The 14569-nt window shown below is 68.2% G+C and carries 14 protein-coding genes; 11 read left to right on the forward strand and 3 right to left on the reverse strand.

All coding sequences use genetic code 11. The annotated features are described in order from the left end of the window. Positions 1-38: 38 nt before the first annotated feature. On the reverse strand, positions 39-464 hold the full coding sequence (gene dtd / locus ABZ453_RS20065) for a D-aminoacyl-tRNA deacylase (protein ID WP_359016278.1): 426 nt from the start codon (positions 462-464) through the stop codon (positions 39-41). 159 nt (positions 465-623) lie between these two features. On the opposite strand from dtd, the gene ABZ453_RS20070 reads away from it, so the two are divergent. The 3 genes from ABZ453_RS20070 (at position 624) to ABZ453_RS20080 (ending at position 3579) form a co-directional block, all read left to right on the forward strand. Further along, positions 624-1253, forward strand: coding sequence for an aerial mycelium formation protein (locus tag ABZ453_RS20070; protein ID WP_359016279.1), 630 nt, complete (start codon positions 624-626; stop codon positions 1251-1253). Positions 1254-1275: 22 nt separating this feature from the next. After that, positions 1276-2253 carry an asparaginase gene (locus ABZ453_RS20075; protein ID WP_359016280.1) on the forward strand — a complete coding sequence of 326 codons (978 nt, stop codon included), beginning with the start codon at positions 1276-1278 and terminating at the stop codon, positions 2251-2253. Positions 2254-2325: 72 nt separating this feature from the next. Then, entirely contained in the window at positions 2326-3579 is a 1254-nt protein-coding gene (locus ABZ453_RS20080; RefSeq protein ID WP_359016281.1) for a GNAT family N-acetyltransferase, read from the forward strand. 246 nt (positions 3580-3825) lie between these two features. On the opposite strand, the gene ABZ453_RS20085 is transcribed toward ABZ453_RS20080, so the two are convergent. Further along, positions 3826-4011: a hypothetical protein gene (locus ABZ453_RS20085; protein WP_208785886.1), complete on the reverse strand. Its 186-nt coding sequence runs from the start codon at positions 4009-4011 to the stop codon at positions 3826-3828. 188 nt (positions 4012-4199) lie between these two features. Here ABZ453_RS20085 and ABZ453_RS20090 point away from each other — a divergent pair, with 188 nt between their 5' ends. Continuing rightward, positions 4200-5114, forward strand: a complete 915-nt coding sequence (locus ABZ453_RS20090; protein WP_359016282.1) for a GntR family transcriptional regulator — start codon at positions 4200-4202, stop codon at positions 5112-5114. A 45-nt stretch (positions 5115-5159) separates the two neighbouring features. On the opposite strand, the gene ABZ453_RS20095 is transcribed toward ABZ453_RS20090, so the two are convergent. Beyond that, entirely contained in the window at positions 5160-5348 is a 189-nt protein-coding gene (locus tag ABZ453_RS20095; protein WP_359016283.1) for a hypothetical protein, read from the reverse strand. A 232-nt stretch (positions 5349-5580) separates the two neighbouring features. Here ABZ453_RS20095 and ABZ453_RS20100 point away from each other — a divergent pair, with 232 nt between their 5' ends. The 7 genes from ABZ453_RS20100 to ABZ453_RS20130 all read left to right on the forward strand — a co-directional run bounded on the left by ABZ453_RS20100 (position 5581) and on the right by ABZ453_RS20130 (position 14555). Further along, the gene (locus tag ABZ453_RS20100; RefSeq protein ID WP_359016284.1) at positions 5581-6456 is read left to right on the forward strand and encodes a GntR family transcriptional regulator; all 876 of its coding nucleotides are present in this window, start codon (positions 5581-5583) and stop codon (positions 6454-6456) included. Beyond that, the gene (locus ABZ453_RS20105; protein WP_359016285.1) at positions 6456-7193 is read left to right on the forward strand and encodes an HAD family hydrolase; all 738 of its coding nucleotides are present in this window, start codon (positions 6456-6458) and stop codon (positions 7191-7193) included. Before ABZ453_RS20100 ends, ABZ453_RS20105 begins: the two co-directional genes overlap by 1 nt. Before the next feature lie 344 nt (positions 7194-7537). Further along, entirely contained in the window at positions 7538-8416 is an 879-nt protein-coding gene (locus tag ABZ453_RS20110; RefSeq protein ID WP_359016286.1) for a winged helix-turn-helix domain-containing protein, read from the forward strand. Between the two features lie 274 nt (positions 8417-8690). Further along, positions 8691-10886, forward strand: coding sequence for an aminoglycoside phosphotransferase family protein (locus ABZ453_RS20115; RefSeq protein ID WP_359016287.1), 2196 nt, complete (start codon positions 8691-8693; stop codon positions 10884-10886). 50 nt (positions 10887-10936) lie between these two features. Beyond that, a complete protein-coding gene (locus tag ABZ453_RS20120; protein ID WP_359016288.1) occupies positions 10937-11800 on the forward strand; it encodes a hypothetical protein in 864 nt (287 codons plus the stop codon). Positions 11801-11842: 42 nt separating this feature from the next. Further along, positions 11843-12448 carry a TetR/AcrR family transcriptional regulator gene (locus ABZ453_RS20125; protein ID WP_359016289.1) on the forward strand — a complete coding sequence of 202 codons (606 nt, stop codon included), beginning with the start codon at positions 11843-11845 and terminating at the stop codon, positions 12446-12448. 70 nt (positions 12449-12518) lie between these two features. After that, positions 12519-14555 carry an AAA family ATPase gene (locus ABZ453_RS20130; protein ID WP_359016290.1) on the forward strand — a complete coding sequence of 679 codons (2037 nt, stop codon included), beginning with the start codon at positions 12519-12521 and terminating at the stop codon, positions 14553-14555. The last annotated feature ends 14 nt before the right edge of the window (positions 14556-14569 follow it).

The following is a 14569-nucleotide window of genomic DNA, read 5'->3' on the forward strand; positions in this document are numbered from 1 at the left end:
AATCCTGGATCTCTACCGGTACTGGATCTCTACCGGTACTAGATCTCCACCAGCACGGTGAACGGGCCGTCGTTCGTCAGGGACACCCGCATCCGTGCCCCGAAGCGGCCCGTGGCCACCGTCGCGCCCAGGGAGCGCAGCTGAGCGACGACCTCGTCGACGAGGGGCTCGGCGACATCGCCGGGGGCGGCGGCGTTCCAGGTGGGGCGGCGGCCCTTCCTGGCGTCGCCGTACAGGGTGAACTGGCTGACGACGAGCAGCGGGGCGTCGATGTCGCTGCACGATCTCTCGTCCTGGAGCATGCGGATCGACCAGAGTTTGCGGGCCAGTTGGGCCGCCTTCTCCTTGGTGTCCTCGTGCGTGACCCCGACCAGGACGCACAGCCCCTCGCCGGTGATCTCCCCGACCGTCTCACCGTCCACGACGACGCTCGCGCCGTCCACCCTCTGCACCACAGCTCGCATACGACCATCATGCCGGGCGGTCCGGAGTGGACCGTGCGCGGGTTTGTTTCTGATGCTTAACCGGCCATCTGGGGCAGTTCGGGGGCACTCGGTCACATAGCGGCCACTTGGGGTGGCACGATGCTTCCCACACGCCGGTCGAGGGGACGGTTGAGGCACATGAGCACACCGAGCACCGGGCAGCAGCCCGTCTCGTGCGCGGGAGAACGGACAGTGGCCCGTCCGCCCGCACAACGCACCGACAGCCCGTGGGACAGGGGCGGCACGGGCGGCGGCACGGGCGGTCCGCAGCTGTCCGTCGACCCGCCCGAGCACGAGCTGGCCGTGCTGAGCCTGGCGGAGCTGCGCACCCTGCGCCGGGACGCCCAGCGCGACGAGGCCGATCTCAGTTACGTACGGCGGCTGTTGCAGGGCCGTATCGACATCCTGCGCGCGGAACTGGCGCGCAGGTCACCGGCGGGCGCGGCGTCCGTGGTCGACCGGCTTCCGGAGATCCTGACCGACGCCCCGGCCCGGCACCGCTCCTCGGCCCGCCACGTCACGCTGGGCACGCCGCACAACGAGGAGTACCGCCGTCTCGCCGCCGACATGCTCGCCGAGGTCGAGCTGTCCGACCTGGTCGCGCGCACGGACCTGGAGTTGAACACCGCGATGGGCCGGCTCGTGCGCTACGAGCAGCAGGTCTCCCGGCGCCGGCAGCGGCTGCAGCGGACCACGGACGACTGCAGCGCGGAGATCGCGCGCCGGTACCGTGAGGGGGAAGCGCAGGTCGACGACCTGCTCCTGTGACGCCTCCGGAGGGCCAGTGCCGATGTCCGAGCCCGTCGTGCCGCCCGCCGTCCCGCCTCTCATACCGCCCGTCCTCGCCGAGGTCGTACGCTCCGGATTCGTCGAGGGCAGGCACCGCGGCAGCCTCGTGCTCCTGGCGGCGGACGGGGCGGTGGACCTCGCGCTGGGCGATGTGACGTCCCCTCTCTTCCCGCGCTCCTCCAACAAGCCGATGCAGGCGGCGGGCGTCCTGCGCGCGGGCCTGGAGCTGTCGGGGGAGCGGCTGGCGCTGGCGGCGGCCAGTCACTCGGGCGAGCCGTTCCACCGCGAGTTGGTCGCCGCGATGCTGCGCGAACACGGGCTGGCCGAAGCGGACTTGCAGTGCCCGCCCGACCTCCCCCTGGACGGGGAGGAGCGGGAGACCTACCTGGCCTCCGGCGCCGTACGCTCCCGGATCGCCATGAACTGCTCCGGCAAGCACACGGCGATGCTGGCCGCGTCGGTCCACCGCGGCTGGCCCCTGAAGACGTACCTCGACCCCTCCCACCCCCTTCAGCACCTCATCCACGGCGTGGTGGAGGAGGCGTCGGGCGAACGGGTCACCACCGTCGGCACGGACGGCTGCGGTGCCCCCCTTCTCTCGCTCAGCCTGACCGGCCTGGCCCGCGCCTACCGCGCTTTCGTCCTGTCCTCGCCCACCGCCCCGGAACGCCGCGTCGCGGATGCCATGCGCGCCCACCCCGAGTACGTCGCCGGCACCCACCGCCACGACACCTGGCTGATGCGCGATCTCCCGGGCGCCCTGTCGAAGATGGGCGCGGAGGCGGTCCAGGCGCTCGCCCTCCCCGACGGCCGAGCCCTGGCCTTCAAGATCGAGGACGGAGCAGCCCGGGCCTTGCGACCGGTGCTGGGGCGGGCGTTGGGGTTGATGGGAGTGGACGGGGCGGTGGCGGAGCGGATCGGGAAAGTGCCGGTGCTGGGGGGCGGGCGGGAAGTCGGGGAGATCCGGGCGGTGTTCTGAGCGCATTGGGCACGCCCGAGGCCATGGGAAATCCCCGCGACACCCTCCCCACCGTCCGCCTACCGTGATCCCATGAGCCGAGCCGCTGACATCGACGTCCGTCCGGTCACCGAAGGGGAGTACCCCGAGTGGATACGGGCGGTGAACACCGGTTTCCTGCGTCCGCCGACCCCCTCGGAGGCCGAGCTCGAGGCCCGACGCGGGCAGTTCGAGGCCGGTCGCTATCTCGGGGCCTTCGACGGGGACCGCTGTGTCGCGACGTTCCGGTCCTTCGCCCAGGAGGTCACCGCGGTCGGCGGCGCCTCCGTGCAGGCCAACGCCGTCTCCGGCGTCACCGTCACCGCCACCCACCGCCGCCGCGGACTGCTCACCCGGATGATGACCCAGGACCTCGCGACCGCCAAGGAGCGCGGCGACGTCGTGGCGACGCTCATCGCCGCGGAGTACCGGATCTACGGCCGCTACGGCTTCGGCCCCGCCACTACCTCCACCGAGTGGATCGTCGACGTCCCCCGCACCGGCCTCGACGCCCGCTGGTCCGGCCCGGCCGACGGCGCCCGCGTCGACCTCGTGGACGGCGACGACGTACGGAAGATCGGCCCCGAACTCCACGACCGCTTCCGCCGCGCCACCCCCGGCGCCGTCAGCCGCGGCGACTGGTGGTGGCAGCTCCACACCGGCGCCGTCCGTGTCGACCCGAAGTGGACCGAGCCGTTCTTCGCCGCGTACCGGGCGCCGGACGGCACGCTGGAGGGTCTGGTCGCCTACGAGGTGGACGACAAGTGGGGCGACGCGGGGCAGCCGCTGGACACGGCGACCGTACGGGGCTTGATCGCGACGACCCCGGCCGCCGAGCGGGCCCTGTGGTACCACCTCTGCTCGATCGACTGGGTGACGCAGGTGAAGACCGGCCAGCGCGCCCCGGACGACCTGCTCACCGACCTGCTCCCCGACCCGAGGGCCGCCCGCGTCGTCTCGCAGGCGGACTGGCTGTGGGTGCGGATCCTGGACGTCGTACGGGCCCTGGAGGCGCGGACGTACGAGGGTACGGGCTCGCTGGTGCTGGAGATCACCGACCGCGCCGGTCATGCGGGCGGCCGCTACCGGCTGGAGGCGTCACCGCAGGGCGCGTCCTGTACGCCGACTCGGGACAGCGCGGAACTCTCCCTGGACGTCTCCGAGTTGGCGGCGCTGTGGCTCGGCGACCAGTCGGCGGTACGACTGGTGTCGCTGGGGCGGGTCCAGGAAGAACGAGCGGGCGCCGGCCGGTCGGCCGACGCCCTGCTGCGTACGTCCAGGCGCCCTTGGTGCCCGGACATGTTCTGAACCTCCTCACACACGACGGCGGTTGACTTCTGATCTCTCATCCGTAGCTGTGCTGTTCAGTTGTGACTGTGCTGATGGGACTGATGGAGCTGTTCAGTTGTGGCTGTGCCGGTGCGGCTGCAGAGCCGCCGATGTTGAGTTGTCGATGTTGAGTTGTGACGGTGCGCTTGGTGCAGACTGACCGGGCTCCCGGCTCCCCTCCGGAAGGGAGCCCGGTCAGCCGAACCGGGTTCGGCCGACGCGAGGTCAGCCCGACTGGGCCAGCAGCATCACGAGGATGACCGCTCCCAGTCCGCTGATGACGGTGTTCTTGGCCTTGAGGCCGATGGACAGCGCGAGGAACGCGATGATGCCCATCGGCCCGTACTTCCACTGGACGAGCTGCTCGAATCCGAAAGCGAGGGCGGCGACGGCGAGGGCTACGAGCGGCATGACGGTCCCTCCTTCGGGACGGGAGGAGGACCCCTGTGGCCAAGCCTCCGGATGTTCCGACCATGTTGTTCAACGTTGCTGAAGCTTGCTCAAGTTGGCGACCAACTTCACTGTACTTATCTCCGCTTGGAAGCGGCTTATAACCACCTTCTCTGGAACTGCCGAAAGATGGCGGGAAGTTGTAGTGTTTGGTCGTGGACCCCCAACACGCCGCCGTCAATGGGCGGAAGAGGTCACAGCGGCCACAGAAGTCCCACAGAGAGGTGGCCGACGAGCTGCGTGCCCGGATCAGGTCGGGCGAGCTCCGTCCGGGCCAGCGCATGCCCACGCAGGCCAGGCTGGCCGACGAGTTCGGCGTCGAGCGCGGTGCCGTACGCCAGGCGCTGCGCATCCTGCAGTCGGAGCACCTGCTCACCAACGTCTCCAAGGGCGCGCCCGCCACCGTGGCCCCCGACCTGGGCCTGGGCGCCACACCGACCGGCCCCGGAGCTCCACCGCTGCCCACCATGGTGGCGCTGGCCCCGCGCATAGCGGCCGCGTTCGCGGAGCCCCACGTCGAGATAGACGCCCTGTGTCTCACCTCGGTGTCCCTGACCCTCGCGATCGGCGAACCGCTGCGCCAGATCCACGCCGGACGACTGAAACCGGCCAAGGTGGACGTTCGCGTCCTGCTGCCCAGCAGCGACATCGAACTGGCCTTCCCGACGCCCGTGGACGCGGCGATGGACGGCCGGCTGCAACGCCGCTGGGTGTCCCACCGCAACGCCCAGGTCCAGGTCCTGCGGCACAACCTGCTGGCCCTGCGCGCCACGCACGGCATCGATGTCGAGGTCACTTTCCGCTCGCTGCCCTTCACCCCGCCGGTGAAGCTGTACCTGCTCAACGGGGTGGAGTCCCTCTTCGCGTACTACACGGTCACGCGCCGCGAGGAGGAGATCGACCACGAGCCCCTGGAGATGTACGACGCGGAGGGCACCCAGTCCATGCTGTTCGCCTTCGAGCAGGGCGCCGACCTGCGGGACACGACCTTCGTCGAGCAGTCGCACCTGTGGTTCAACGCGCTGTGGGAGACGATCAGTTCGGAGCTGTTACTCACGAACTGACCGTCTCCCACAGCGATGGACACCGGCCGCCGGGACGGGCTCCGCTCATAGAGCGGGTCCGGCGACCAGCAGGGCCAGGAGGACGGCGCCGACGGAGCTGACCGTCGGGTTCTTCGCCTTGATGCCTATGGTGAGCAGCGTCAGGCCGATGATCCCGGTGACGCCGTACTTCCACTGGACGGTCTGCTCGACGCCGACGACGAAGACGGCGGAGAGGAGGGCGAGGACGGGCACGGTGGTTCCCCCTTCAGGCTTCGCGGGCGGGACGGTGCGGCGGTGCGGTGGGGGGTGCGGAGGCGGGACGGGCGGAGCGGACGGAGTTGAGGGAGGCCGATTCGAACGAGGAGGCAAACCTTCCGCCAACTCTTCAAGTTGGCAACCAACTCTGACTAAGTTATCCCCACTTGGTACCTACTCATAAACAAGTCGCCAACAACTCCCAGCAGATGGATCCGAGTTGTAGCGTTTGGTCGTGACCCAGGAGAACGTGGCAGTGAACGGCAGCAGAAGGTCCCCCCAGGAGATCGCCGACATCCTCCGCGAACGCATCCGCACCGGCGACCTCAAGGCCGGCGACCGCCTGCCGACCCAGGCGGAACTGGCGGACGAGTTCGGCGTGGAACGGGGGGCGGTGCGCCAGGCCCTGCGCGCGCTCCAGGAGGACGGCCTGCTGAGCAACGTCAGCAAGGGGAGCCCACCGAGGATCGCGGAACCACCGGTGACACGGGGCGAACCCCAGCCGACGATGGTGGGGTTGGCACCACGCCTCGCGGAGGCGTTCTCGGCCCCTCACGTCCGCATCGACGCCGCCTGCCTCACCGCCGAGAGCCTGATGCTGGCCCTGGGAGAGCCGCTGCGTCGCATCCACGCGGGCGAGATACGGCCCGAGTCGATCGACGCGCGCATCCTGCTGCCGTCCAGGGACATCACTCTCGCCTTCCCGGTCCCGGTCGACGGCCGCAGCGATGACGACCCGGTCCACCAGCGGTGGCTGTCCCAGCGCAACGCCCAGGGCCAGGTCCTCAAACACAACCTCCTGGCCCTGCGGTCCACCCACGGCCTTGACGTCCATGTCACGTTCCGCGCCCTGCCGTTCACTCCGCCGGTCAAGCTCTACCTGCTCAACGGCACCGAGGCGCTCATCGCCTACTACATGATCACCAAACGCGAGGAGGAGTGGGACAGCGAAACCCTCGAGATGTACGACGCCTTGGGCACCGAGTCCCTGCTCTTCTCCTTCGAACAACGCACCGGCCAACGGGACGCGGCCTTCGTCGAGCAGTCCCAGAAGTGGTTCAACGCCCTCTGGGAAACCATCACCACGGACCTGACACTCTCCTAGTGACTCCTGATACGACGCAGACTGAACTGGTGGCTGCAGAAGCGGATAACTTGCGGAACCTGATCGCTGAGGCGCGGGTCGTGCTCTGGGACTTCGACGGGCCCATCTGCCGCCTGTTCGCGAGGCACTCGGCGGAGGACGTCGCGGACGGTCTGGTGGAATGGCTGGAGGGTCAAGGGCTGCACAGCCTGCTGAGCGCCGAGGAGCGGGAGTCCCTGGACCCCCACGTCGTCCTGCGTGCTGTCGACCGTCGGCATCCCGGCAGCGACCTGGTGGCCGAGTTGGAGGAACGCCTCACCCAGGAAGAGCTCAGAGCGGCGTCGACGGCGATGCCGACCGCTCATGCCGATCCGCTCATCCAGACCTGGAAAGCGATCGGCTCCCGCCTCGCGATCGCCACGAACAACTCGCCCCTGGTGGTCCGCAAATACCTGGCGGGCCGCGGGCTCATCTCATGCTTCGCCCCCCACATCTACGGCCGGACCCAGGAGCTCCAACACCTCAAGCCCGACCCCCACTGCCTCAACCAGGCCCTGCGGGCCATGGGAGTGGCCGCTTCGGCCGCACTGATGATCGGGGACACCCCTTCGGACTTCATCGCCGCGCGCACCGCGGGCATTCCGTTCCTGGGCTATGCGCGTAACTCACGCAAGGAGAAGTTGCTGCGCGAAGCCGGGGCCACGTCGATCGTGGCTTCCCTGGCACCGGTCCTGACAGCGGTCCGGAATCAGGCCTGAACCATTAGCACCGTGAACATGAGCGCGGCCCCTACGGCCAAGCCGGCGTGCTTGGCCCGCACGCCGACACCGACCATGGCCAGAAGCAGTACGCCGAGCAAACCGAGCCTCGTCTGCGCTGTCATTTCCAAAGCCAGAGCGAGGAGTTGTCGAAGGATCGATCCTAGGAGCACGGCCCACCTCCCCTCCATCTGCGGCACATTTCGCAAGTGCCGGTCCAATTGGACTGCTTGCCTGGAGGTGGTCTCCCCTGGGTGGATGATCCTCTAACCAATCTGCCTCAATGGCAGACCAGTTGGCTGGATCTGGTTTGGTGTTGGACTGGCAGAGGTACGGTTGGAACCGTGGACGGACAGCAGGCCAATGACGGCGGCGGGCGGGAGTTCCAGCGAGTTGCCGACGAACTCCGCTTCCGGATGACGAACGGAACCTATCCGGAGAAGTCCTTCCTCCCCTCGCAGCGCGACCTCGCAGAGGAGTTGGGCGTCTCCCGGGACACCGTGCAGCGCGCTTTGCGCGAACTGGTCGACGAGGGCTGGATCGAGTCCAAGCAAGGCAGCGGGTCGCGAGTGATCAAGACCCAGCGCATACAGTCCTCGGCCCCCAAGGCCACCAGATCGCGCCGGGGTATGACGCTCGAATTCCTTGTCGGCGAGGCCTTCGAGCAGTCCGAAGTGACGCTGGACGTCTACACGCTGACGTCGGAGTCTCTGTACTGGCTCATCCAGCAGCAGGCGCATCGCATCCGCAGTCGTTCCATCAGCCCGCAGCGCATAACGCTGCGTATGCTCCTGCCCGCGGAACAGCAGACTCTGCCCTACCCGCGGGTCAAGGGCGATCCGCAGGACACGCGCCTTCGCGAGCGGCTGCACGGCATCACGGAGCGCCACACCAAGTCCCTGCGTGAGTCCCTGGGTGCGTTGAAGACCGAGGGATGGGTGCCGACCGTCGATGTGGAGATCCGACGGGCGCCTCTGACCCCGACCTTCAAGCTCTACATGTTCAACGGCATGGAAGCGCTGCACGGGCCGTATGAGGTCATCGAGCGGAACATCGCCCTCGACTCGGGGGAGGAGATCACTGCGCTCGATGTGCTGGGGCTCGGAGCGACCCTGACGCATCACATCAAGGACGAGGACCCCGACTCGGCCGGCAGCATCTTCGTAGGCAGTATGCAGAAATGGTTCAATTCGGTCTGGGAACTGTTGTCCGAGAAGACCTAGAGATGCATAGACGTTACAAGCTGCCCCACGGAAGGCAATGTGAAGTCCTGTAGTATCCCCGCACCGGGCACTGAATAAACCGTGCCGTGAACAAGCTCCGGCTTTGGTGCGTATGGGATGGCTACAAGCCGAACCTCGACGGGCTCGCACACCTGTGCTGCAAAAGGGTGGCAAACCACTCTCGTGGCCGCTCTTGCCTCGGTCTGAAGTGCGATGAGGCAGGCTCCTATTTACCTTTTGCCCCAAATGTCCCATCTCTTCTCCGGAGCGGCCCGTGGGCGCACCACCTGTTCCCCGGCACTTTGTCAGGGAACATGCCGACGGCGACCGGCTTGGTGCCGTCTATCGGTCCTTCGTGCAAGCCGCTGAAGCAGGGCAGGCGGCCAGCGGCCACCACAACCGGAACTACGTAGTACCGCTGCCGGAGAACCTGGCCCGCCTGGTCGGACGCGAGCCGGGCACCGCTGTGACCGTCCGAATTCGACGCTCCGACGCCCTGCCTGTGGTGATCAGAACCTGGCGAGACGAGGCCGCAATCCTGGGGGCGATTCGTGGCGTCCTGCCTAACGTGCCCGAGTGCTTGGTCAAAGGGGACGGGTTCGCCATTCACAGTTATGTCGAGGGGGTGCCGCTCTCAAGCGTCTGTGGGAACAGCAAGCCCGTCGACACGCTCCTGATAAGGGCTCTGACCGGGTTGCTGGCCCAGATGGCGCAAGTGCGCCGCACAGCACTCCCGGCGCTGCCCGACGCGTGGCCCGCCAACCTCACGGACAGTCAAGGCTTCCTGCGGACGCTCGCCCACTTGGCCGACAGGCAAATCCGTCAGCCCAATTGGTCTGTGTTCGGTGGTCTGTTCGCGGCGCTAGGCATTCCCGAAGATGCTCTGCTCAGCATGGCCGAGCGCGTGCCTGCCATGTCTCGGCGGCCGTACAGCTTGCTGCACGCCGACCTTCACCGCGACAACGTGATCATTTCATACGGAGCTCCTGACCCGCTCATCTGTGTCGACTGGGAACTCGCGACCTATGGTGACCCGCTGCACGATCTGGCGACGCATCTGGTCCGAATGCGATACCCCCTCCATCAATGGGACGAGGTCATCCAGGCGTGGGCGCAGGCCATGCAGCGGATCCGCCCCGCCGCGGTCAACGGCCTGGGCAAGGACCTCGACCGGTATTTGGCCTTCGAACGCGCGCAGTCCGTGTATCCGGACGTGATGAGGGCCGCACGGTCACTGGAAGAGTCGTTCACTCAGAAGAGGCTGGACGAGGCGACGGCAGAGGTGCGCAGGGCGTTGGAAGCGGCCGCCGCGCCGCTCCGCTTGGCGAGCGTACCCAGTGAGCGTGAGATCGAACGAGCCCTATTCCGCTGGATGGCGTCGCGCGGTGACAACGGCACCAGTGGTGGGGACTGGATCTCGAGGGCATTCGATTGGAAGCAGGACCGGCGCGTTCATGAGCACGGTGCCTTCCCGGTGTCCGCCGTACGGGAGGCGCTGCGGGCGGAAGGAGCCGCACCGGCGGGCCGTGTGTTCAAGGGGACGGCGCATCTCAACACGGTCGTCTGCGTGCCGGGTGTGAACTTTCCCGTAGTGGTACGCCGCAAACTGCCCGGGGTCTGCCGGAGAGAACGCAGCTTCCTCAGTGAGCATGCTGTACTCCGCGCGATCGAGAGCACACACGGCAAAGTTGCCGCGCCGAAAGTGCTTGCGCTCGGTGAGAGCTACCCCAACGACACCTTCGCCATCCATACGTACGTCGGACCGCATGACGTCGACCGGCCTCCCAACCACCCTGTGCACGGTCTGCTGCCCCATGAGGCGGACGGTCTCGTGGACCAGTTGTGCGCCTTGACAGAGGTTGACTACACGGCGGTTGACCCGACAGCAGGCGAGGGCGGGTTCTTCTCCTGGCTCAGGGAGCAACTCGTCACGATCGTTGCCGGGCTCCCGAAAGAGTCACGGCAACTGGCCCGTCTGCTTGGTCTGCCCGACGCGATCCGCCTGGAGCAGATCCTGTCCAGACACCAGGTGAGTGATCGCAAACCGACCCTGCTGCACGGTGATCTCAACCCGTGGAACCTGGTTCGCCGCGACGACAGTCTGGCATTGACCATCATCGACTGGGAGATGGCGCTTGTCGGCGACCCGCTCTACGACTTGGTGCGGCACATGCACCTGACGCCCACACGGCCCGAGATCCGCAACCGGATGTTCAGTCGCTGGGAACGCCGACTGTCTTCCCAGTACACCGTCGACTGGAGAACAGACTGGCGGGTCTATCGATGGATGGAAGTCGTCCGGTCCGCATATGTCGACCTGGACCGCCTGGTGACCGGGGCCGGTCTGGACGCCCCCAACGTCAGGCGTGCCGTCGACTCCTACGCGATGACGCTGGCGGCGGCCACGGCATCGCTGGGTCTGCCGGTGCGCCAGACGGCCAACCCGTATCTTGCCCGTGCCCTCGCCTGAGAGGACCATGACTACACCGAAAAGCGCGCGACTCGCATGCCGGAGCGGCCATGGCACCGAAGCCTCGCCTGGGGCGTTGGTTGATGCGACATCGACAGCGCTGGGAGCGCCCGGTCACTCGAACACTGTTGCTCGGCATCTTCGTCACCGGCCTCGTCGCCCAGTTCGTTCAGCCGGTTGGCGATGCCTTGGAAGGCACGGCATATCTGGGTGGCGCGTTACTCAGCCTGGTCGGATACATCTTGTACGACCAGATAAGAGAGTTGAATGCCTCTGTCAGGGCCCCTGTTCGCGCTCTCGTCAACTCCAGTGAACTCGGCACCTTCGTCAGTGACGCCTTCCAGGCACGGAAGGTCGAGATCAACTTTCTCGGTTATACCGGCGAGACACTGATCAACGCCCTGTACCACCGGCTGGAGGATCTCTTCGACAATCAAGGACCCACCCGACGGGTCTCGATCCGCATGATGGTGCCGGACTTCGCGCTGCCGATGATCGTGCCGTCCAGGGTCGGGGACGACGCCGTGCCCCAGGACGACGAGGCCTTCCGCCGGCGGATACAGCAGCGCTGCAGTGAGTACGACGACGTACTGTCGGACTTGGCCGCCAGGCTCACGGCCACGGGCCGCCTGAGGGTCACGTGCGAATACCGCCTCTACCCTGGCATCCCGCGCGACAAGATCTGCATCTTCAACCGCAAGCAGGTGCTCCACGGCCTGTACGACCTCTCCGCGCGTATGCACTACATGGGGACCGAGTACTACGACCCCAAGGGCTTCAGAACCGACCTCAACGTGTGGTCGCTGGAAGGCGCGACAGCTGCGGCGACGGCAGTTGCCACATGGAACAAACACTTCGACGACCTGTGGACGCTTGCGGCCGTACCACAGTGGGGACGCAGGGCGGCGGCCTGACGGTAAGCGGTCGTCTCGCGCGCGGTGCGTACCCTCGACGCCATGACCAACCCCGGCCTGCGCGAGCGCAAGAAGCAGCGGATGTTCAACGACCTCTCCGAGACGGCCATACGGCTGTTCCTGGAGAAGGGCTTCGACGCCGTGTCCGTCGCCGAGGTCGCGGCCGCCGCGGAGGTCTCGAAGCCGACGCTGTTCCGGTACTTCCCGACCAAGGAAGACCTGGTTCTGCATCGGATCGCCGATCATGAGCGAGAGGCCGCCCGCATCGCCGCCCAGGGGCCGACGCCGGTCGCCGCCCTGCGCCGGCACTTCCTCGACGGGCTCGAGCGGTCCGACCCCGTCACCGGGCTCAATGATCATCCGGCCGTCCTCGCCTTCCACTCCCTCCTCTACGGCACCCCCTCCCTCGTCGCCCGCGTCTACGCCTACCAGGAGCGGTCCGAGGCCGCGCTCGCCGAGGCGCTCGGGGGAGGGCTGGCGGCTCGGCTCGCCGCGGGGCAGATCATCGCCGTCCAGCGGATCCTCGCGCTGGAGAACTGGCGGCGGGTAGCGGCCGGGGAGTCGATCGAGGAGGTGCGGTCGGATGCCGTACGTGCCGCCGAGCAGGCGTTCGACATGCTGGCCGCGGGTTTGCCCCAGTTCGCCTGAGGGGTTCACACGGCGCGAGACTCGGTTAGAAATTTAACTCGGTTACGTTTTCTGGCGTACCCTCGTCCCCATGACGTCAGCCGACCCCGCCCTGAAAGAGTCTCTCCACCACGAGCGCGCCCACCACGACCGCTGCCGTACCGCCCTCGCCGCCATGGTCGACGGCGCCCAGGAACACGTCGTCACCGGCGAGGACGTCTCCGCCTCCGGTGCCGACGCCGAGGTGCTCGGGTACCGGCTGAGGAGTCAGGCCAAGGCGATGCGCGAGCTGCCCGAAGGGCCTCTGTTCTTCGGGCGGTTGGACTTCTCGGCCGATGCCGGTGACCACTCCGGGCAGAGCTACCGCATCGGGCGGCTGCGGATCACTGAGGCGCCCGCCGCCCCACCCCTCGTCGTGGACTGGCGCGCGCCCGTCAGCAGGGCCTTCTATCAGGCGAGCGCCCGGGATCCGCAAGGCGTCGCGGTCCGGCGGAGGTTCGGGTGGGCGGCCGGCAGCCGGGGCGACTCCGCCGATCTCACCGGGCTGGAGGACGAGCATCTGGGGAAAGGGGAGCCGCAGGTCAGCGGGATCGTCGCGCGTGAGATCGAGCGGCCCCGCGTCGGGCCCATGCGGGACATCGCGGCCACCATCCAGCCCGAGCAGGACGATCTCGTACGGGGCGGGATCGGTCTGTCCGTGTGCGTGCAAGGGGCACCGGGCACCGGCAAGACCGCCGTCGGGCTGCACCGCGCCGCCTATCTCCTCTACACCCACCCGCAGCGCGTCCGACGCGGCGGACTCCTCATCCTCGGACCCAACCGCACCTTCCTGACGTACATCGGCGAAGTGCTGCCCGCCCTGGGCGAGACCGGCGTCCGGCAGTCCACCCTTCAGGAGGAGATCGGACGGCATCATCTGGTCACCGGGACGGACGGGGAGGAGGCCGCCCTCGTCAAGCACGACGCGCGCATGGCCGAGGTGCTGCGCCGGGCGCTGTACGCCCACGCGTCCAGCCGGGATGTCGACTCCCTCGCGATCAAGGACGGTTCGTACCAGTGGAGGGTCGGCGCCGGCGAACTCGTCCGGATCGTCGAGGACGTGCTCGCCGAGCAGCCGCCGTACGCCGTCGGACGGGAGCGGGTACGGACCCGGGCCGTGCGGGCGCTGCAACTGCGGGCCGAGCGGCGGGCCGGGCCGCAGACGAACGCCTGGGTGCAGAAGATCTCGCGGGCACGGGCGGTCGGCGCGTACGTCGACGTGGTGTGGCCGCGGGTGCGGCCGGAGGAGGTCGTCAGTCAACTGCTGTCCGACGCCTGTGTGTTGAGGAAGGCCGCCGACGGGCTGCTGGACGACGACGAACAGCGGGCGCTGCTGTGGGCCAGGCCGCAGCGCTCGTGGAAGTCGGCGCGCTGGTCCGCCGCCGATCTCGTCCTCCTCGACGAGGTCGCGGGACTGATCGAACACCCCGAGGGGTACGGCCATCTCGTCGTCGACGAGGCGCAGGACCTCTCCCCGATGGAGTGCCGGGCGATCGCGCGCCGGGCGCGTTTCGGTTCGCTGACCGTCCTCGGCGATCTCGCGCAGGGCACCACGCCGTGGGCCGCGCGGTCGTGGGGGACCGTCCTGCGGCACCTGGGGAAGCCGGACGCGGCGGTCGTGCCGTTGACGACCGGGTTCCGGGTGCCCGAGGCCGTCGTAGGTCTCGCCAACCGGCTGCTGGAGCGGCTCGATGTGGACGTTCCGGCCGGGCGGTCCCTGTGCACGGACGGGGAGTTGAGGGTGCGCGAGGCGGCGGGGGACGTATACGGGGTCGTCGTGGAGGCGGTGCGTGACGCGCTCGGGCGGGAGGGGTCCGTGGGAGTGGTCGCCGCCGACGCGGACGTGGAGCGGGTGGGGGCGGCGCTCGTCGCGGCCGGGATCGAGGTCGCGGGGGCGGAGCAACTGCGGGCGCGGGTGAGCCTCGTACCGGCCAGTCTGGTCAAGGGACTCGAGTACGACCATGTGGTCGCCGTCGAGCCGGCGGCGATCGCGGAGGCGGAGACGCGCGGGCTGCACCGGCTGTACGTGGTGCTGACCCGGGCGGTCTCGCGGCTGGACGTGGTGCACGGGCGGCCACTGCCCTTCTAGCCGGGTTACGAGGG

Source organism: Streptomyces sp. NPDC005799 (assembly GCF_040630525.1).
Taxonomy (GTDB): Bacteria; Actinomycetota; Actinomycetes; order Streptomycetales; family Streptomycetaceae; genus Streptomyces; species Streptomyces griseorubiginosus_B.